This is a genomic window from Bacillus sp. 5RYD7K (assembly GCF_059831465.1).
Window position 1 is genome coordinate 922,607 of sequence record NZ_CP191200.1, and the last position, 20,023, is coordinate 942,629.

The 20,023-nt window shown below is 40.8% G+C and carries 18 protein-coding genes and 2 pseudogenes; 18 read left to right on the forward strand and 2 right to left on the reverse strand.

Annotated elements, in window-relative coordinates:
- The first annotated feature begins 89 nt into the window (after positions 1 to 89).
- From ACQE26_RS04695 to ACQE26_RS04730, 8 genes are all read left to right on the forward strand, one after another.
- Positions 90 to 377, forward strand: a complete 288-nt coding sequence (locus ACQE26_RS04695) for an autorepressor SdpR family transcription factor (protein ID WP_047477365.1) — start codon at positions 90 to 92, stop codon at positions 375 to 377.
- Positions 374 to 1,009, forward strand: coding sequence for an SdpI family protein (locus ACQE26_RS04700; protein WP_500470777.1), 636 nt, complete (start codon positions 374 to 376; stop codon positions 1,007 to 1,009). The genes ACQE26_RS04695 and ACQE26_RS04700 overlap by 4 nt, the downstream gene beginning before the upstream one ends.
- Positions 1,010 to 1,238: 229 nt before the next feature.
- Positions 1,239 to 2,444 (forward strand): ornithine--oxo-acid transaminase, encoded by a 1,206-nt coding sequence (locus ACQE26_RS04705; RefSeq protein ID WP_438420994.1) that lies wholly within the window; start codon positions 1,239 to 1,241, stop codon positions 2,442 to 2,444.
- A 223-nt stretch (positions 2,445 to 2,667) separates the two neighbouring features.
- Positions 2,668 to 4,068: an amino acid permease gene (locus ACQE26_RS04710; RefSeq protein WP_500470779.1), complete on the forward strand. Its 1,401-nt coding sequence runs from the start codon at positions 2,668 to 2,670 to the stop codon at positions 4,066 to 4,068.
- 73 nt (positions 4,069 to 4,141) lie between these two features.
- Positions 4,142 to 5,032 carry an arginase gene (gene rocF / locus ACQE26_RS04715; protein WP_016937381.1) on the forward strand — a complete coding sequence of 297 codons (891 nt, stop codon included), beginning with the start codon at positions 4,142 to 4,144 and terminating at the stop codon, positions 5,030 to 5,032.
- Between the two features lie 130 nt (positions 5,033 to 5,162).
- Positions 5,163 to 6,278, forward strand: a complete 1,116-nt coding sequence (locus tag ACQE26_RS04720) for a response regulator aspartate phosphatase (protein ID WP_269774011.1) — start codon at positions 5,163 to 5,165, stop codon at positions 6,276 to 6,278.
- Complete coding sequence (locus tag ACQE26_RS04725; protein ID WP_007407881.1) at positions 6,265 to 6,399, forward strand: hypothetical protein; 135 nt, start codon at positions 6,265 to 6,267, stop codon at positions 6,397 to 6,399. The genes ACQE26_RS04720 and ACQE26_RS04725 overlap by 14 nt, the downstream gene beginning before the upstream one ends.
- Before the next feature lie 46 nt (positions 6,400 to 6,445).
- Positions 6,446 to 6,919, forward strand: coding sequence for a GNAT family N-acetyltransferase (locus ACQE26_RS04730; protein ID WP_500470781.1), 474 nt, complete (start codon positions 6,446 to 6,448; stop codon positions 6,917 to 6,919).
- 31 nt (positions 6,920 to 6,950) lie between these two features.
- On the opposite strand, the pseudogene ACQE26_RS04735 reads toward ACQE26_RS04730, so the two are convergent.
- Positions 6,951 to 7,152, reverse strand: a pseudogene (locus tag ACQE26_RS04735) (aldo/keto reductase); the annotation flags it as partial.
- A 312-nt stretch (positions 7,153 to 7,464) separates the two neighbouring features.
- On the opposite strand from ACQE26_RS04735, the gene ACQE26_RS04740 reads away from it, so the two are divergent.
- From ACQE26_RS04740 to ACQE26_RS04770, 7 genes are all read left to right on the forward strand, one after another.
- A complete protein-coding gene (locus ACQE26_RS04740; protein ID WP_500470782.1) occupies positions 7,465 to 8,214 on the forward strand; it encodes a hypothetical protein in 750 nt (249 codons plus the stop codon).
- A 10-nt stretch (positions 8,215 to 8,224) separates the two neighbouring features.
- Positions 8,225 to 9,388, forward strand: a complete 1,164-nt coding sequence (locus tag ACQE26_RS04745; RefSeq protein WP_500470783.1) for a YycP family beta-propeller protein — start codon at positions 8,225 to 8,227, stop codon at positions 9,386 to 9,388.
- Positions 9,389 to 9,533: 145 nt separating this feature from the next.
- Positions 9,534 to 9,704: a hypothetical protein gene (locus ACQE26_RS04750; protein WP_004393146.1), complete on the forward strand. Its 171-nt coding sequence runs from the start codon at positions 9,534 to 9,536 to the stop codon at positions 9,702 to 9,704.
- A 153-nt stretch (positions 9,705 to 9,857) separates the two neighbouring features.
- Positions 9,858 to 10,028, forward strand: a complete 171-nt coding sequence (locus ACQE26_RS04755; RefSeq protein ID WP_004393147.1) for a CxxH/CxxC protein — start codon at positions 9,858 to 9,860, stop codon at positions 10,026 to 10,028.
- An 80-nt stretch (positions 10,029 to 10,108) separates the two neighbouring features.
- Positions 10,109 to 10,588, forward strand: coding sequence for a 23S rRNA (pseudouridine(1915)-N(3))-methyltransferase RlmH (gene rlmH / locus ACQE26_RS04760; protein ID WP_013354196.1), 480 nt, complete (start codon positions 10,109 to 10,111; stop codon positions 10,586 to 10,588).
- 128 nt (positions 10,589 to 10,716) lie between these two features.
- Entirely contained in the window at positions 10,717 to 13,830 is a 3,114-nt protein-coding gene (locus ACQE26_RS04765) for a reverse transcriptase domain-containing protein (RefSeq protein WP_500470785.1), read from the forward strand.
- Between the two features lie 402 nt (positions 13,831 to 14,232).
- Positions 14,233 to 16,257 carry a hypothetical protein gene (locus tag ACQE26_RS04770; RefSeq protein ID WP_500470786.1) on the forward strand — a complete coding sequence of 675 codons (2,025 nt, stop codon included), beginning with the start codon at positions 14,233 to 14,235 and terminating at the stop codon, positions 16,255 to 16,257.
- 529 nt (positions 16,258 to 16,786) lie between these two features.
- On the opposite strand, the pseudogene ACQE26_RS04775 reads toward ACQE26_RS04770, so the two are convergent.
- A pseudogene (locus ACQE26_RS04775) lies at positions 16,787 to 17,090 on the reverse strand (fructose-bisphosphatase class III); the annotation flags it as partial.
- 220 nt (positions 17,091 to 17,310) lie between these two features.
- Here ACQE26_RS04775 and ACQE26_RS04780 point away from each other — a divergent pair.
- The 3 genes from ACQE26_RS04780 (at position 17,311) to ACQE26_RS04790 (ending at position 20,019) form a co-directional block, all read left to right on the forward strand.
- The gene (locus tag ACQE26_RS04780) at positions 17,311 to 18,324 is read left to right on the forward strand and encodes an FUSC family protein (RefSeq protein ID WP_500470788.1); all 1,014 of its coding nucleotides are present in this window, start codon (positions 17,311 to 17,313) and stop codon (positions 18,322 to 18,324) included.
- A gap of 61 nt (positions 18,325 to 18,385) precedes the next feature.
- Positions 18,386 to 19,402, forward strand: a complete 1,017-nt coding sequence (locus ACQE26_RS04785) for an XdhC family protein (protein ID WP_500470790.1) — start codon at positions 18,386 to 18,388, stop codon at positions 19,400 to 19,402.
- Positions 19,399 to 20,019 carry an NTP transferase domain-containing protein gene (locus ACQE26_RS04790; RefSeq protein ID WP_500470792.1) on the forward strand — a complete coding sequence of 207 codons (621 nt, stop codon included), beginning with the start codon at positions 19,399 to 19,401 and terminating at the stop codon, positions 20,017 to 20,019. Before ACQE26_RS04785 ends, ACQE26_RS04790 begins: the two co-directional genes overlap by 4 nt.
- The last annotated feature ends 4 nt before the right edge of the window (positions 20,020 to 20,023 follow it).

Here is a 20,023-nt window from a genome sequence, read left to right on the forward strand (position 1 = left end):
TAAAACCATTGACTTTTTCAGGAAATTGATTGATATTTAGATATATACTTAAATATCTAAATCATGCATGTATGAGAGGGGGAACGTTCTTGAATAAAGCATTTAAAGCACTAGCCGATCCTACAAGGAGAAGAATTTTGGATTTATTAAAAAAACAAGATATGACAGCTGGAGAAATTGCGGAACACTTCGAAATGTCAAAACCCAGTATTTCTCATCACCTTAACATATTGAAAAATACTGATCTGGTTCACGATGAGAGGAAAGGCCAATTTATTATGTATTCATTAAATACCACTGTATTACAGGATCTTATAGGCTGGTTCTTTTCTTTGGCTGATTCAGAACATGATAATAAGAAAGGCGGGGAATCATGAAAAAATATCTTTTTTCGGCAGGAATCATTGTTTTAACTGTTTTAACATGGGGTTTCACATATTCATCTTTACCGGACATTTTGGCGACACACTGGGGATTAAACGGAAGTGCAAATGATTATTCTTCGAAATTTAATGCGATGATGATGCTTATTGGCATAATGATGATTCTATATATTTTAATGGTTATCATCCCTAAGATTGATCCTAAAAATAACTACAAAACATTTATTCGGCCATATATGGCTATATTTAATACAATGTTTGCGGTTCTGTTTGTCATTAATCTGATGACCATCTTGACCGGCCTGGGATATGATCTCCCTATATCTTATTTAGGAAACTTTATAGTGGGAGTCATTTTCATTGTGTTTGGAAACTTTATTCAGATCGTTAAGCCTAATTTCTTTTTGGGGATAAGAACGCCTTGGACGCTGAGCAGTGAAAGAGTTTGGAAGGATACACACAGGGTTAGTTCGAAAATTTTTGTCTTAGCGGGCATTATCATGATGCTTGCAGCTTTTTTGCCGCCAGTGTATAGAGTGTCAGTCATTTTCATTGCCGCAATCGGCTGTATCATATTATCTTTACTATATTCTTACATTGTCTATCAGAGACAATTGAGTAAATAACTGCTGAATGGGAGCAATCTAATTGGATTGCTCCTATTTTGTCAGCGGAAATGCAAAAAAATTTTGCGCTTGGCTGAAGTTTGCACGCAAACTGCCGGAAAATTTTGCAGGAAGAGAAAGAATGCTGGCGAAATATCCCGTTTTTTCGGATTGGCACGGAACTTGCTTTATAAAAAGGGAAAGCAAGATCTTATGTTGAATGATATACAAAACAAGGGGGAATCAGATTATGTCAGCTTTCACAAAATCTCAAGAGATTATCAGCCAAACTTCACATTACGGCGCGAACAACTACCATCCTCTTCCGATCGTTATTTCTGAAGCGCAGGGTGTTTGGGTAAAAGACCCTGAAGGCAATCAATATATGGATATGCTCAGTGCTTATTCTGCCGTGAATCAGGGACACAGACATCCGAAGATCATTCAGGCGCTGAAGGATCAGGCGGATAAAATCACTTTGACGTCACGCGCGTTCCATAACGATCAGCTCGGCCCGTTTTATGAGAAAACAGCCAAGCTGACGGGAAAAGATATGATTCTGCCGATGAATACGGGGGCGGAAGCTGTTGAATCCGCTGTCAAAGCGGCGAGACGCTGGGCCTATGAGGTCAAAGGAGTAGAAGATAATCAGGCGGAAATCATTGCGTGTATCGGCAACTTCCATGGCAGAACGATGCTTGCGGTATCCCTTTCTTCAGAAGATGAGTATAAACGCGGTTTCGGACCTATGCTTCCGGGTATAAAATTAATTCCATACGGAGACGCGGAAGCGCTGCGCCGGGCGATTACGCCGAACACAGCCGCTTTCTTATTCGAACCGATTCAGGGAGAAGCGGGCATCGTTATTCCGCCGGAAGGATTTTTACAAGAAGCGGCCGCTATTTGTAAGGAAGAAAATGTGCTCCTGATCGCTGATGAAATTCAGACGGGACTCGGCCGGACAGGGAAAACATTCGCGGTTGACTGGGAAAATATCGTACCGGATATGTTTATCTTGGGCAAAGCACTCGGCGGGGGCGTCTTCCCGATTTCTTGCATCGCGGCGAACCGTGATATTCTCGGCGTGTTTAATCCGGGTTCCCACGGCTCGACATTCGGCGGAAACCCGCTCGCTTGCGCGGTATCGCTCGCATCTCTTGAAGTCCTTGAGGAAGAAGGACTGGCAGAGCGTTCCCTTCAGCTTGGCCGGTATTTTAAAGAAGAGCTTGAGAAAATCGATAACCCGATCATAAAAGACGTGCGCGGACGGGGCCTGTTTATCGGCGTGGAACTGACTGAAGCGGCCCGCCCGTACTGTGAAAAGCTGAAAGGCGAAGGGCTTTTATGCAAAGAAACACATGATACCGTGATCCGTTTTGCACCGCCGTTAATGATTTCCAAGGAAGACTTGGACTGGGCGATCCAAAAGATCACAAACGTGCTTCAAAACGCGTAAAAACTTGATATGGCGACGCTTTCCCTCAGCTTGTATGGAATTAACAAATAAAAAATTCAGCACACTCTATTTGCGCGGCGACAGTATTTTAGTATAATGTATCTTTATGTACGAAAATGAATTTCATATAACTTTCATATACAAATAGAGGCTCTTTGGACAGCAAATCGGTTTCAAAGCACCGGCTTGGTTCCAATACAAGTTGCTGAAGGGGTGCAAAATAGTGAATACAAATCAAAAAGAGAATCAGCTTCAGCGCACAATGAAATCGCGCCATTTGTTTATGATTTCATTGGGCGGAGTGATCGGCACCGGGTTTTTCCTGAGTACCGGATTTACAATCAACCAGGCGGGACCGCTGGGCGCGGTTCTGTCTTATCTGGTCGGCGGTTTTATTATGTTTTTGACAATGCTCTGCTTAGGCGAGCTTGCGGTTGCCCTTCCTGTATCAGGGTCGTTTCAGACGTACGCCACCAAATTCATCAGTCCCGCTTTCGGTTTCGCATTCGGCTGGCTGTACTGGCTCGGCTGGGCGGTGACATGCGCCATTGAGTTTTTATCTGCGGGACAATTGATGCTCCGCTGGTTTCCGCATGTTCCCGTATGGGTGTGGTGCCTCGTGTTTGTCGGGCTGATGTTCCTATTGAACGCCATTACCACAAAAGCGTTCGCTGAGTCGGAATTTTGGTTTTCCGGCATTAAAATTTTAGTCATTCTGCTGTTTATTGTTTTGGGCGGCGCCGCCATGTTCGGGCTGATCGATCTGAAACACGGCGAGCAGGCACCTTTCTTCTCTCATTTTTATGAGGATGGATTGTTCCCGAACGGAATGAAGGCGATGCTTGTTACGATGATTACCGTAAACTTCGCGTTCCAGGGAACGGAGCTGATTGGGGTTGCCGCGGGAGAAAGTGAAAACCCCGAGAAAACGATTCCGCGCTCTATCCGGCAGACGGTATGGAGAACGCTTGTCTTCTTCGTTCTTTCCATCATCGTCATTGCCGGCATGATTCCGTGGAAGCAGGCGGGAGTGGTCGAAAGCCCGTTTGTCGTGGTGTTTGAACAAATCGGAATCCCATATGCCGCCGATATCATGAACTTTGTTATCTTAATTGCGCTGCTGTCAGTGGCCAACTCAGGCCTGTTTGCATCGACGCGTATCCTATATGCCATGGCGAACGAAGGACAGGCTTTTAAAGCGCTCGGCAAAACAAATAAACGCGGCGTGCCGATGAACGCGCTGATCGTGACGCTGGCCGTCGCCTGTCTGTCGCTGCTGTCTAAAGTGGCAGCGCCGGAAACCGTTTATATGTTTCTCTTATCATTAGCCGGACTAAGCGCGCAGGTCGGCTGGATTACGATTTCTTTGTCGCAGCTGATGTTCAGACGGAAATACATCCGAGAAGGCGGCAAAGTGAAAGACCTTAAGTTTAAAACACCGCTGTACCCGGTGCTGCCTATTATCGGGCTGACGTTAAATACGGTTGTTCTGATCAGTCTCGCATTTGATTCAGAACAGCGGCTCGCCCTTTATTGCGGCATCCCGTTCATGGTGGTGTGCGTTATCGTCTATCATCTGTATGTAAAAAAGCATAAACAGTCAGAAAAACAGATAGAGCTTTAAATCTTTTCGTGTCCAAGTCATCTTTGAGAAACCCGCACAGGACAACATACAACATGTTGAGGTGGAAAAACGGATGAACAAGAATATCTCAGTTATTGGAATGCCGATGGATTTAGGACAAGCACGACGCGGAGTGGACATGGGCCCGAGCGCCATCCGCTACGCGCATCTCATTGAACGGTTATCTGACATGGGGTATGCGGTGGAAGACTTAGGCGACATCCCCGTCAATCGTGAAAAACTCAAAAATGATGAAGAGCTGAAAAATCTGAACTCTGTGCTTTCAGGGAACGAGCAGCTCGCCCATAAGGTGGACAGCGTCATCGAGAATGAGCGGTTCCCTCTCGTCTTGGGCGGCGATCACAGCATCGCGATCGGAACGCTGACAGGAACGGCCAAGCATTATAAACAGCTCGGCGTCATCTGGTACGATGCGCACGGCGATCTAAATACGCTGGAAACATCGCCGTCAGGCAATATTCACGGAATGCCGCTGGCCGTCAGCCTCGGCGTCGGGCACGACACATTGGTGAATCTGGGCGGCTATGCTCCGAAAATCAAGCCGGAAAACGTCGTCATCATCGGCGCGAGATCGCTTGACGAAGGCGAGCGTGAATACATTAAGGAAACAGGCATGAAGGTTTATACGATGCATGAGATTGACCGCCTCGGCATGACGAAGGTCATTGAAGAAACCATTGACTACCTGTCAGACTGTGACGGCGTTCACCTCAGCCTTGATCTCGACGGCCTCGATCCGAGCGACGCGCCCGGCGTAGGGACGCCTGTCGTCGGCGGCATCAGCTACCGTGAAAGCCATTTGGCAATGGAAATGCTGCATGATGCCGACATTATCACCTCAGCTGAATTTGTCGAAGTCAACCCGATCCTCGATCACAAAAACAAAACCGGCAAAACAGCGGTTGAGCTGGTGGAATCTTTGTTGGGAAAAAAACTATTATAAAATATGCGCCTCCGCACCTGCGGAGGTTTTTTTGTTGCCACGAGGAAACTAGCAGGCTGTCACCCTCTTTTTGACCCTGTAAATATGATATATTTATTACACAAAATGGGAAAGGGAGGTGTCCTGACAGATGGCTGAGGTGATGGCCCACGAAACTGTTGCGAAAAAAATCAGTGACTGGTATGAAGAAATCAAAAAGCACAACACCGAATCGGCTGAGGCGTTAAGAGAACAACTGCTTACAGATCTGCAAAATATGACACAAAATCAAACGGTGCTCCTTTATTTTAATTTAATTGATTCCCGCTATAAGCTTTTGATGGAAGAGTATGAGAAAACAGACGGCATTTTAAAAACGATCCAGCTGACCGCCGATAAAGAAAAAACAGACCAGATGATTCAATACTATTATTACTTTTTTTCCGGAATGCACGAGTTTTACCGAAAACGGTTTATGAACGCCATTAATTTTTACCGGATTGCTGAAAGCAGGCTCCGGCACATACCGAATGAGATTGAAAGAGCCGAATTTAATTATCAAGTGGCGATTGCCTATTATGAAATCCGCCAAAACTACTTTGCGATGAACCATGCGGAAAAAGCGTTAGAGATCTACAAAGCCAACGAAATGTACGCGGTCAGAGAAGCACAGTGTTTAATGGTGATCGGCTGTAACAGAATGGACCTGTTTCACTACCAGAAAGCTGAAGAGCTTCTGCAGACGGCAGTCCACCAAGCCGCCAAAGCGGGCGATCCGCACATTGAAGCGCTCGCCCACTTTAACGCAGGCATTTGCTATGAAAGACAGGAGAAATTGGAGGAGGCGCGAGTCGAATTTGAAATGGCTCTCGATCAAAAGGAGCATTTGCGATCAGCGTATTCGGTGCGGAGTCTGTACATGCTGGCCAGAGTATTATTGAAGCAGGAACAGACGGATGAGGGCCGGTTTTGGCTGCATAAAGCGCTGAATGCCGCAGAAGACAAAAACGAGCCCGTATATACCCAAAAGCTGCGCATCTTACAGCATGTATTTATCGACCACAGTGAAGAAGCGCTTGAATCAGCTTTCGCCGAGTTAAGAAGGAAAGAGTTGTGGAGTGACGTTTCTGATTTATCGTATCAGGCTGCTGCGCATTTCAAAAAACAGGAGAATTACAAACTGGCGGCGAAGTATTTTCAGGAATCAATTGATGCCAATGACCAAATTTTGAGATTGACGGAGGGGATTCGTAATGAAAACATGTAAATTCATTGTACTCTCAGCAGCTTTGGCAAGTCTCATTTCGATTGGATTATTTGCGCAAACTGGTTCAACGGCACAAGCTGAACAAATCATAAAACCGGCAGAAAACGGAGCCTTCGGATAATACTTCATGACCCGCTTTCAGTCTGTGTTTTGTAAGGAGTGATTCAATGGCTATCACGCTGCAGCCGATGACAGGACAAGAATTTCAATCCTATCTCGCTCATTCAACAAAGCATTACGCTGAAGAAAAGGTAAAAGCAGGAACGTGGCTGCCTGATGAAGCGCCGGAATTAGCGGAGCTGGCGTTTGAAGACCTGCTTCCTGACGGCCTGGAAACGGCCGATCACTATTTATGGACGCTGACATTGGACGGTAAGGAAAATGCCGGCTGGCTTTGGCTGCACGCAGATCCGGACCACCCGCAGCACGACGCATTTATTTATGATTTCGGCCTTCATCCGCTTTTCCGCGGCAAAGGCTATGCAAAAGAGGCACTCGCAAGGCTGGAGGACAAAGCGAAAGATCTGGGTGTCCGCAAGATTTCTCTCCATGTATTCGCTCATAACGAAACGGCGCGGAAGCTGTATGAGAAGACGGGATTCCTGGAGACCGATGTGATTATGAGTAAAGAGCTTTCTTGAAAAGAGGCCCGCACGATGGGCCTCTTTTGTTATTCATTTCCCGGGCAATGGCGGTAAGTTTTTGGACGGGCTCCGTATTGACAGCTAAATGAAATCGCGGCGTTTCATCGGCATCAAGCTGATCCGCCTTTAGGCAGAAAACCTCTGCCGAGCTCACGGCAGGGAGACGCCTCTGATCAGCCGTCCTCCTTCATGGCGCCGACGGTTTCTTCAATCGGCACCCGCGGATCAACCTATGCAGATCATAAAGGTGCTTTTCCGACAAGCTCTTCATTCGATCCAATCCACATAGATCACCCCGAAATGAACGGCATGACTCACTCTGGCTGCCGTAGCCCTTCCTGCATGCCCATGCACTGCACCCTAACCCCAATGAGGAAACCGCAACGACCCGATGGTTATGTATTTGATAAGGCGATTATGCATATATTTTACTATTGTTATAAAATTTTTAAAAATCTGTAAATTGACTATTTTTTTATCACAATTCCGTCATATAATGCAAATGTGGAAAAATTATACTTTGAGAAAAGAGGCGAAGTAATATGTGTAAAAAGCTCTTCAAAGCCGTCATCCCGTTTGCCCTGTCGTTCACCATGGTTCTGTCGTTCTCCGGTACGAATGTGAAAGCGAAAGAAACAGAAGCAGCCCGCTACGCAAAAGAAATCGCAGAGCTTCAGCAGGGCACGACCCCGCAAGACATTCTCCGATCCGCCAAAGAGCTTGCCCAGCAGAAGCACGTTTCAACAGAAGCGATTCTCAAGCAGTTTCATCAAGAAATCACAGCAGACAAGGTACAAGGAAATGTAATCGCTTCCAAAGACGGTCTCTCTGCAATGGGCGGATCATCAGGCACAAAAAAACTTCCGAAAAGCACAAAAGGCAATATTTATTACACGAACTCATACACGGCTTATTACAACCACGGGCATGTCGGCATGTATTCATCCGCTGATAAAATTGTCGAATCCGTGCCGGGAGACGGCGTCCGCCAGATTGCTTATAACGGAAGAGAAGTCGAAGACAATTCAATCGTTCAGACCGTGAAAGTCACTGATGCCCAAAAACAAGCCGCTGCTGACTGGGCTGTATCAAGAGTGGGTGATGAGTACTCCTTCAACTTCGTCAATAACAGAAATACGGGCCATGAAGGCGCCAAAAACTGCTCAAAACTGCTGTGGTCGGCATTTCTTTTAAAAGCCGGGATTGATATCGACTCTAACGGCGGCTTAGGCGTATATCCGCGCGACATCACAAGCTCGTCTTACACGACCACGATTCTGACCATTCGTTAAGGAGAACAACGTGAAAAAAATCATCTGGATACCCTTAGTGCTCATCCTTGCCGCAGCGGTCTTATGCTTCTTCTATTTCCGCACGGAAGAGCCTGCGGAGGTTGATAGGGAAACATTAAATGACCCTGATTTTCTGAAAGATAAAGAAGCGCTGCTGTATTTCTCCACTGCGGCTGACCAAGACACGTTCGGCGGCGGAAAAAGCTATGCCCTCTTCGCCGATCAAAAGGGGCGGCTCTCTTCTTATCAAATGAAGGGGCTTGAACTCGGATCGGCCAAAGTGCATGACGGCAGCGTGCTGCTGGAGGACAAAAAAGGAATCTACACCGTTCAAAATGGTCTTCACACATATAAAAGAACGTATCAGCATACGGGAGACAGCGCCGGGTATATCGAAGGGACGAAAGGCTTTTACACGCTGTACAATTCGGGCTACGACAAGAGCGGCGGCAGCTACCGCTCAGAGCTGTACCGCCAGATTGACGGCAGGTGGAAGCAAGACGTCATCCCGCACTATATCCGCGCCTCAGGCTTTTTTAAAGATCATCTTTTCGCGCTCACGCCGACAGATGACGAAAAAGGCTATCACATACAAGACATTCAGGCCGATAAAGAAAAGCTCCATACAAAATCCATCGCGACATGGACGCATAAAGAAGGCACGTCAGTCGAATCCCAGCTCGCCGCGGACGACGGCGCCATCTGCTTTGTTACCAGAGGGGAAAAAGAAGACCGCATCTACCAAATGGTGAAAGTTATGAGAAAGAGCGGCGCGATCAAAACATATGACATCGCCGCTTATAAAAATGACGAACAGACTATCTATGACTCCATGCCGTTCAGCTTCAAAAAAAGCTTTTTCATGGAGCAGCGCAGCTTCTATTTCGTTGACGGCTTCGGAACCGTCTACCGCATCAACCCTGAGACCGGAAAAAGCAAAAAGGCCTTCACCCTCCCCGCATCACGAATGAAAGCCGACTTCAAAGACCTGACGCATCAAAACGGAAAGCTGTATCTGTTCACGTACAGCTACAAAAAGCCCGCCAAAATTGAATCCTTCGACCTGAAAACGGGCAAAAAACTGAACGACCGAACCATCCCCAGCTTGAAAGACATCATCACGCCGAAAAGCCATCTCAAGCTGTATGATGTGCAGGTGATGGGTGGGTTTTGAAGAGTATAAATATTTCGGAAGAGCTTGCCGCTTTTGGTAAGCTTTTTATAATGAAATGTTACTGCAAGAAAAAAGCCGACCGAACATAGAAATAGAGGAATTTGCACCGTAAAAGCAGAAGACAGTCAGTTGAAGGAGGGAGCCGATGAAGAAAAAGCTTGCCGCGGTAACCGTCACCATTCTCCTGGTTTCCGTGATAACCAACTCTTTTTTAAACGGCGGAAAGCCGGACTGGATTGACGTATGCTGTACGCTGCTGGCGTGTCTATTAGGAATTCTGTTCGTCCTTCGCTTAGAAAAAAGAGAAAACACGTAAAGAGCCGGATGCTGCAAACGCCGGCTCTTTTTGCGCGTCATTTGCCGAATTGTGGATAAAACTCAGCCCGAAGCACTACTAACATGTGTATAAATAGGTTATATTGAGAAGAGAACAATTGCCGCGCACAAAAGAAAACCGGAGGATGTAACAATGAAAACCGCTTATTATTCTTGTGAAGAACATATCGAAACCGTGCTGGACATGTACATAGATGACCATGAGCTTCCGCCCGAAATCAGAAAAATCGAACATACTAACAGTTTATCCACAGCCTGTGAATTATGTGGGGACACTGCAACATATCTAGTAGGGAACGAATGATCCTACACAAAATACAGAAAAGATATCCACAATTGTGGACAATATATATGAATAACTTGTTTCTAAAGTGGGGATGACCTGTGAATATCAATATTGTGACCATCGGAAAGCTAAAAGAAAAATACCTCAAGCAAGGCATTGAAGAATACAAAAAACGACTCTCAGCCTACGCAAAAATCGACATCATCGAACTCCCGGACGAAAAAGCTCCGGAAAATCTGAGCGACCAAGACATGAAAATCGTCAAAGACAAAGAAGGCGAACGCATCCTGGCCAAAATCAGCCCGGACACCCACGTCATCGCCCTCGCCATCGAAGGAAAAATGAAAACATCCGAAGAACTGGCCGATACAATAGATAAGCTGGCGACTTATGGAAAAAGCAAAATCACCTTCGTCATCGGCGGCTCACTCGGCCTAAGCGACGCCGTCATGAAGCGCGCAGACGACAAGCTGTCATTCTCAAAAATGACATTTCCTCATCAGCTGATGCGTCTCATACTTGTAGAGCAGATTTATCGGGCTTTTCGGATTAATCGTGGGGAGCCTTATCATAAATAAGTAGGGACTTCACGTCGTCATTTGAAATTAATGTTACTAGAGCATTAAATGCACTTTGATTATTACATACAGAAAGTTTGATAAGTGAAATGACATTATAATTTTTTTAGAAAGAGAGAGTTTATTTAATGGTTAAAGATCCCTTTGGTAAAGAGGAGTTATATATTGCTTGGATGAGATGTAGATACTCTATAGTCCAAGATGTAACAAAGTTTAAAATACATTCAGAGATGAGTTTTTATGATACATACATCGATCAAATAATTTTGGACCTTTATCATAGGTTGAAGAATAACCAGTATAGGTTTTCTAATAAGCAAATTTTTTTAATGCCTAAAAATAATGGTTTATTAAGAAAAAACTCTTTTATGGAAATCGAAGATCAAATAGTGTCGCATGCAATCTTAAATTTTATAGGTAGAAAAATAGATTCCAAATTTTACTATTGGAGTTGTGCTAATAGAATACCAAGAAAAAAAACAAAATTCTCTGCTCCCACATTCATTCCTTATTTTAAACAATACAATAAGTTTTTAAATCATACTGTTTATAAAATAAAAGCAGGTAATAGATGGGTATGTGAGACAGACCTTGTTTCTTATTTTGATCATATTGACCATGACCTTCTAATGAATATGTTAAAACAACATCTCAAAGATGAAACTTACTCTTATATTTTAGAAATACTAATTCCGACCTATTTAAAAAGCTTTTATTCACTAAAGGGGGAGAGTAAAAGATCAGATAAAGGTATTCCTCAAGGGGGATCTTTGGCTTATTTTTTAAGTAATTTATATCTAAATGAGTTAGACCATAAAATGAAAGAATTCACGAAATTTAACTATATTCGCTATGTGGACGATATAAGGATATTGGGAGAAACTAAACAAGAAGTAGAGAGAAGTCTACTGCATTTGCAGGCTCACTTATGGGAATTAGGTCTAGAAATAAATGCTGGTAAAACAAAAGTATATGAAGTTGAAGATGATGAAGAATTAGAAGAGTTTAGAGAAGAGCAAGAGGATAAGTTGTCACATTTTCAAGAGGAATCTGACGAAGAGATGTATAGGTTACTTCAGCAATATAAAGATGAAATAACTAAAAATGAAAAACTTCCACAAGCTAAAGGCGATTTCAAGGAACTTGAAAAGTTGAGAAAGAGAAAAATCAATTTTGCAACTAATAATTTAATTAGAAAAGGTGATCCAGCCTCTTTTCCATTATTAGTATCACAAATGGAAACAAAACCTGAAAAAGTTACCTACTTTTTAGAAAAGCTCTTCAAATATAGATTTAAAGAAAAGAAGCTCAATGTAGTGAGTGTTAATAATATCTATTTGGACCGTCCTTATGAAACCTATGTTGGTGCGGCAATAGCAAATTTATACAATTGGAATATGAAACTCCGAGGTGGATTTAGTAAGGTCATTCCCAGTGATACAGGTATTGTAGAATTATATATATTAAATAGCTCAAAATCTCAAAAGGTAGAATCTTTTATTTTAACTACGATTATTAATAAATGTATTAACAGGTTAGAGAGAGCAAACCCTTATCTAATTAATTCTATTTTATATCATATGTCAAGGAGTACAGGTGCAAAAGGAAGAGGCTTTTCAACACGGGTAAAGTCAGTAATCATTAATAAAATTATTGAAAAAAACATTTATAAGGTAAGCAATTGTGGGCAATTCATAATAGATGCCTTTTTAAAGGATACCTCATTATTAGAACAGTTTAAGAATTCGAACGAGAAAGCACATATAAGTTTTTTTGATTTTTTGAAAAAAGAATATCAAGAATTATATAAGCTACTGATTGTTAAAGATGTCCAAGAAGAAATTGTAGAACCAAGTGAAGGTTATTTCACTCTACATAGTTTACATTCTACATTTAATAGTGTGAAAGATATTTTTATGTTCTTGAAAAAGGTTATTACGTTAATTATGAAAGATAATCGATATATGAATAATCCTATTTTCGTAAACCCAAAAAATTTATGGGTGAAAACCTCCTTATACCATGATATGGAGGTTAGGCTAAATCCAAAACCAGTAAAAGATAGAAGCTTATATTTGAGCGCTCCCGAAGATTTTTTTGATAGACAGCATGTCAAAAATGAATTAAAGATATCTTTTATGATAGGATTAATAGCTTTTAGTCTCTTCCTTAAAGAAATGGATAAAATTAATAGCTTAAATTTAATCTCTTTACAGTTTAACCCAAAGCGAGTATGGAAGAATAATAACGATGAATTTAAAATAGTATTTAGTAGGGATTTTGTAGTAAAGTCCCCTATACAAGAAGGTTTTTATGAGTTACTGAATATTATTGAAAAACTCACTAAGAAAAATCCACGATCAAGATTATCTATACTAAATTTTAATAACTACTTAGAAAATAAAAAGGGAGATGAGAAAAGAATAATGAAGTTTTTTATTAGTCACTCAACTAAAGATAAAGGAAGAATAACCCCATATATAAACTTAATAGAAAATAGTGAAAAAAAACATAAAGCATTTGTAGATACTCACGAGTTTATTCCGGGAAAATCTATAATAGGAGAAATAACTAAAAAAATTGATGAAAGTGACATAGTAATAGTGTTTTATTCAAGCAACGTGGTTGAGAATTTCAAGTGGGTAATGGCGGAAGTTGAATATTCTATACAGACAGAAAAACCTTTTGTCTGTGTGCTTTTAGACAATATTCCAGTTCCACCTTTGTTGAAGGGTGAGAAGGAGAAGTTACACTTTGTGCATAACGAAAATGTTAGTATGGAAGAAATCCAAAGTTTTCTATATAAATTAGAAGGAATTGATGTTGAACAAATTAAAAGTAAATTAAATTTAGATAAAGTCGAACCAGCCTATAGATTTATTAAGCATTTAAATGAAAAGGAAGTCAGTCCTTTAAATATGTTACTGAGCGATAAATACTTTAATATATTTGATGTTCTTACTAAAAGTAGGGAATGCAAATTAGCTCCTGCGAATATATTTAAAATTCATTTAAAGGGTACGGATATTAATGCATCACCTTATCATGAAATTATTGAGACTCTAAAATTTTTTGAGCTAATAGAAACACAGGATTCTGGATCTTTTGTTACAAGGTTAAAGTTGCAAAATAGCAGCTTCCATAGCTGTATTAGAGAAGCTAAAGAAAGATATGGACTATATTGGATGGATTATTTTAAAGATGCTATTAAAATTGAAGAGTATAGAGGTCAAATAAAATGATGAGATATGATTTATGTTATGCAATTCATAGATATCAAAAATTCAAAAATACTTAACATAAAAAAATAGCTTGCATGGCGATCGGGACCCAATTAAAGCTGAAAAATATTTAACATTTAGTCAAGTAGAAACTGATGGTATATTTCTTTTATATGTGAAAGGTTTAAATTTGTCTTTGGAAAATATCTTGAGCAAAAACCTAGAGTAGAACAAAATTAGAATAAACTGAGGAATTCATTCGCTCATCACGTTCAATTTCATAAAAATCTCATTTAGATACATTCCTGTGAGTCTTATAATAAGTGAATGAGGTTATAATATTAAGTTATCTTCTAAAAATAGATAGGCTTTTTATTCAATATTATATTGTTAATTGTTATTTAAGCTTGGAAGGTGAGATGAATGTTTTTAATTGATTCAAAAAATTACCCCAAACATAGGGAATGGAATGCAAAAGTATTTTCACTACCGAAGATCCCCAGAAGTGACATGGGGCAGCCTGTTGTTTTAAGAGAAATTTTAAAAGCGTTAGTGAATAAAGTTCCATATGGTACAAAAATGAAGTTTAAAGGAAGCACCAGTGAAGCAACGTTAGAAAATTTGTGTAGATGGTTAAGGCCTATTGGTCTAATCTATAAAGAAGACGGTATATGGAAAATATCAGAGGAAAGCAAAAAATATTTAGAGTCTGAGGATGATTTATACTTAACAGCTTTATTCTGCGCTAATGTTAGATTTATTGGTGAACTTCTTGTAAAACTTGATAAACCATTAACAACTATGGAGTTATTAAATATAGCTAATAAAGACTACAAATTAAATTGGGATACCAAGTCCGAAGTTGGTAATAGATTGACGTGGTTCAGACAATTAGGCTTAGTAAATTTTAATGACTTTAAAAATACTTATTTTTTAACTGAAAAAGGAAAGGAATTCATAAAAAATATTAGTTATGTAAAGTCCGAAGAAATAGAAATCATTGGAGACCCGACAACTAAAGAAACTGATATACCGGTTTCTTTTTGGGCAGAAGAGTTAATTCAAATGAGTCAAGAACAACTTAAATCCAGAAAGCCGTCTATAGGCTATATCCCAGGAAATATTTCTGAAGTATGTGATACATTTAATGGATATATTCAATTAATGTATTCTACTGTTGATAAGGAATCCTTTTTAAATTATTCAAAGGAAACTTTTAATATATCAGTTTCTTCGGCAAATTCTTTTGTTACAACTTTAACCAATATTGATTTTTTAGAGCGAAAGTCAAGAAATTTGTATGAGGCTACAGAAATAGCGAAAAAATGGTTAACTACTAAATCAGCTTTAGATTTAGTTTTCTGTTTACAAGCAAAAGTATTATTTATATTTGAAATGTTAAAGGAATTAGAAAAAGAAAGTTTATCTGTTAAAGAACTAGCTGTAATTGCAAAGGTATCTTATGGATTTGAGACTGAAAGAATAGAGGAGATCAGAAAGCGACTAAATATTATGCAATGTGCTTTACTCGTTCAAGAAGAAAGTCCGGGTAAATATTGCTTAACGCAAAGAGCAAAACATATCCTAAAAAAAGTTTTAATACAACAAAAAATAGATATAGAAATCAAAAATGAGATTGAAAACAACCCAAGTGAAAATAAATATTCAGTAGTAAATGAGCATTTAACCGAAATTCGTTTAGCTTCAAAAGATTCTTCAATCCCTGCAAGATTTGAGAAAGCTATTACAGGTGCTTTTTTAACCTTAGGCTTTAATGCAACTTGGCTTGGAGGGTCAGGTAAAACGGATGTGTTAATTCATTCTCCAAGTATTCCGAAATATTCATATACTGTAACCGTCGATGCAAAATCAACACAATCAGGTGTAGTCTCAGAAGGACAAATAAATTTTGATACATTAAAAGAGCATAAGAAACTACACTCAGCTGATTATATTGCGGTTGTAGGGTATTCTTTTCAAGGAGAACGTTTAGTTAAACGAGCAATAGAACACAAAGTAGTTTTGATAGATATTGATTCGCTTGAAAAATTAATTAGATCCCATTCTGAAATTCCATTGCAAGCTAATGCGTATAAAAATATATTTTCACAAGCAGGCAAAGTTGATATTAGTTGTTTAGAAGTTGAAAGGAGAGAAATTAAAAGATCCGGGAAACTTTTACTATCTGTTATGGAGTGTCTTGTTGTGGAAAGTAATGATCCTGTGACCGAAGGTTTGTTACAAGAAAAAGACATATATAGAACTTTAAGAAATGATAATAGATTTGATACACCGCCTTCATTAGAAGAAATTGCTGAAATGTTGCAGTTTTTATCTTCACCATTAATAGGATGTGTTGACCGATCTAAGGAAGGTTATTATGCGTTAGGTACAGTATATGATGCTATGAATAAATTTAATTTCTATGCTAAGTCATGTTTAGTTTAATAAATATTATCAAAAGAAAAATATGCTTAAACTATTTATGGTGATACCCTAAATAAAGGGAAAATTTATAAGTGCAATCGTATTTTATTTTATGGAAACGGGTAATGGCTGTTTGAAAAATCATCGTTATCCGTTTCAAATTAATAGAGTGACTATTATAGTATAAGTCTTGGATGTGTTAACTTCTGTAAAATAAGATCCAATTATTTTTTAACGACTCTTGAATGTCTTTTTATTTTCTCAATAGAAATTTTGGTTAATTAGAAATTGAAATATGACGTCGAGTAGTCAAATTGTATTTTTTAAGGTTCTATTATCATCAAAAGTCTATAACTCGAAGAAGTAGCGCCGGCTAAGCCGCAACAGTAAATGGATAAACATGCTCAAAAAATGTATCGCAGACCTTATTAAAGAAGTGCGCACTTCCCTTCAAAATACAGCGTTTGTTCCGGCTCCGATCTTTCTTTTTCAGTCCCAAAATATTTAGTATTGTTATTTATGCTCATGAATGAGTAGATAACGAGATTTGTTAACGATTTGCTATGCTAAATGAGAAACCATAAAAAGAGCACAGAGAATATTTCTGAACTCCCTCCCGCAAACTCTCCAAAATCGCAACTTCCTGTAGTAATTCCTCCCCAACATTTGTTTCCTTCACTTTCTTCCGCTCCTTTGTCGACTGATCATTTCACTGTTAGGACGTCGGTTCCGGGGTTCAGCACTTCGGCCTTGGAGTTAAAGTGTTTAAGGGCGAATAGCTGAATCCCGTAGGAGTTGTATAAGAGCGTGTAGCCGACGGTGACGATCATTTTTCCATTCGCCTTGATCGGATCTTACTTCGCTTTCTTTTAATGGAATAGGATTCTCCTCTAGCCAAACCTTACGCCTCATGTTTCTGAAGGCTAACGGTTTCCCCAACCCCCAAAAAGAAGCCATCATTCAAGAATCCCCCCTTGAATCACAGCTTCTTTTCGCATTTCCCATATATCAGTATAAATCCCTTTCCGTCACGGAAACCTAGTGGAAAAGGTTTCTGAAAGGAGGGGGCGTGTGATGAAGAAAAGTAAAAAAAATCAAAACAAAACATCCTTGGTTTGGAAGATGGCGATTGCTTCTGCGGTTTCTTGGGAAGCGGCAAAACTGGCGGGTTCTAAACATCCGTATTTGGCGCCTCTATCCGTTATCTTATGTTTGCAATCGACCTTAGATCAGTCGGTTCGATTTTCTTTTCATCGGATTGCGGGAACGGTCATCGGAATCATGTTAACCTCTTATCTTGTCAGTTATTTACAAATGAATGGCTGGATGCTGGGGCTGTTACTATTAGGCGGGACTTACATTGCAAAGTGGTTACGAATAGATGAAACGGTTCTGCATCAGGTAGCCCTCACCATTTTATTGGTATTTACGTTTGAACGACACTCTAAAGATTATGCAATGGATCGGATCATCGATACGGTGATCGGTGTCGTCATCGCGATTCTGGTTCATATGTTCCTTTTCCCGCCGGACTATACAAAAAGGGCAGCGGACTCTTTTCAAACATTGGCTCATCAGCTTTCTGACACACTTTCAGACGTTTCCCAATGGGTTCAATCAGAGTGGGGACAAGGAAAAGGGAACATCATGGAAGATAAAGTGAACAATCTTCTGCAGGAGCTGCATACGGCAAAAGAGATGCTGCAAACAGCCTCTGAGAGCTTGAAATTCAACCCCATCAGAAAAAAACATAAAATCACTCTTGCAAGATATCAAACAGAGATGCAAAAGATGAATGCTGGATATGAGTATATATCCAATGTCGTGAAAACGTTAAAAGAATGGGAAAAAGAAGGAGACTTATCTTCGAGTGACAAAAGGGAGCTGGGCAAAGATTTACAAGTGTTAAGTGAATTTTTTGCGGATTTTAAAGGAATACAGCAGGGTGAAACAGACAATTGGAAACAGAAGGAACAGAACATGTTATTGGAATCTCTCCGTTCCGATATGCAGTCGCACCCGCAGCCGAGTCAGGTCTATAAAGACTCTTTTTTTTTAGAAATGAAGAAATTGCTGAAGAGTTTGTAATGTTCTCCGGAAAAAAAGAATATGGATATACAGATGATCAGGTAAAAGCGGGGGAAATCAAATGGATGATATACACCGGATTTTGGATGTCATCGGGGCTTCTGCAAAAGCTAAGGTACTGGCTACCATCATTAAAACAGAGGGGTCCGCTTATAAGAAGGAAGGGGCCTCCATGTTAATTTTAGGGGACAAAACAAGAGTCGGAATGTTATCCGCCGGCTGTCTGGAAGAAGATCTTGCTGAAAGGGGAGAGCAGGTCTGGGCTGCGGGAGAGCCGTTGATTGTCCGCTTTGATATGAGCGCGGAGGACGATTTATCCTGGGGGCAGGGCGTTGGCTGTAATGGTGTTTTGACGGTGTTGCTTGAGCCTGTAAAAGCGGAATTGGAACGAAATCTGATGACAGTCAAGACATGCTTAGATGAAAAAAAGTCTGTGACCCGAGTGAAACGATTCACTGAAACGTTAGAGCCGAAGGAAGATCTGTATATAGCTGAAGACGGCAGAGTGTTTGGAACCGGGGATGTTATGGAACAAGGCTGTATTCAAAAACTGAGACAGACAGAAAAGGGAATCAAAAGGGATGAACATACATCTGATTTATTTTTTATCCATGAGATGGTTCCAAAACCTTGTCTATACGTCTTCGGAGCAGGAGAAGATGCAAGGCCGCTCGTTTCGTTGGCGGCTCGTGCGGGCTTTCATGTGACGGTGATTGACTGGCGTCCCGCTTTATGTCATCACGGTCATTTTCCTGAAGCCGGCCAATTGATAATAGGAACACCGGAAGAAGTCATGGAAGGCCTGAGCATGACAAAAAGGGATTTTGTTGTCATTATGACGCACAGTTTTCAAAAAGATCAGATCATTTTACATACGTTAAAAAACAAGAATGTGTTTTATAAAGGTGTATTAGGCCCCAGAAGGCGCACCGAGCGGCTATTAGGCGGAGCAGAGATTCCAGAGGATATTCATTCCCCCATTGGGCTTTCCATCGGAGCACAAGGGCCTGAGGAGATTGCTGTAAGCATTGTTGGCGAGATGATTAAAGAAATGCGAAAACAAAGGGCTCGCTTATGAAAACAGCAGGCATTTACCTGGCAGCCGGTACAAGCAGACGCATGGGGACGGATAAGCGCAGTTTATTTCTCAATGGCGTCTCCCTCGGAAGTATGGCGCTTAAACATGCCCTGGTATCTGAATTAGATCATATCTTCGTTATAACGAGAAAGGGAGATTCACTGCATTGGCTTTCGGATTTTTTCTTTTTAAATCCCATCTCAAATAAGTGGAGCCAGGCAGAATGTGAGCAAGCGGGTAAGGGCCAAGGCCATTCTATACAATGCGGTTTGCAAAAAGCGGCAGCGTACGAGGCTGACGCCGTTATCATTCTCCTTGCAGATCAGCCGTTTGTCACCTCAGATATCATCAATACGTTAATTGATTCCTATCAAAAGGAGCGCCGCTATTCATTTATCGCCGCTGAAAATCAGCATCTTCCTATGCCCCCCATTTTATTCTCAAATCAATGTTTTCCAGTCTTGCATCAGTTAAAGGGAGATCAGGGCGCCCGGCATGTGATCCGTGAAAGTATGATCAAGACGGGAAAAATGATCAGCTTTCAAGACCCCTTGCTTTTTTATGACGTAGACACGGTTGAAGATTATACTTTCCTGCTGAATAAATTCGGGGAGTGAATGA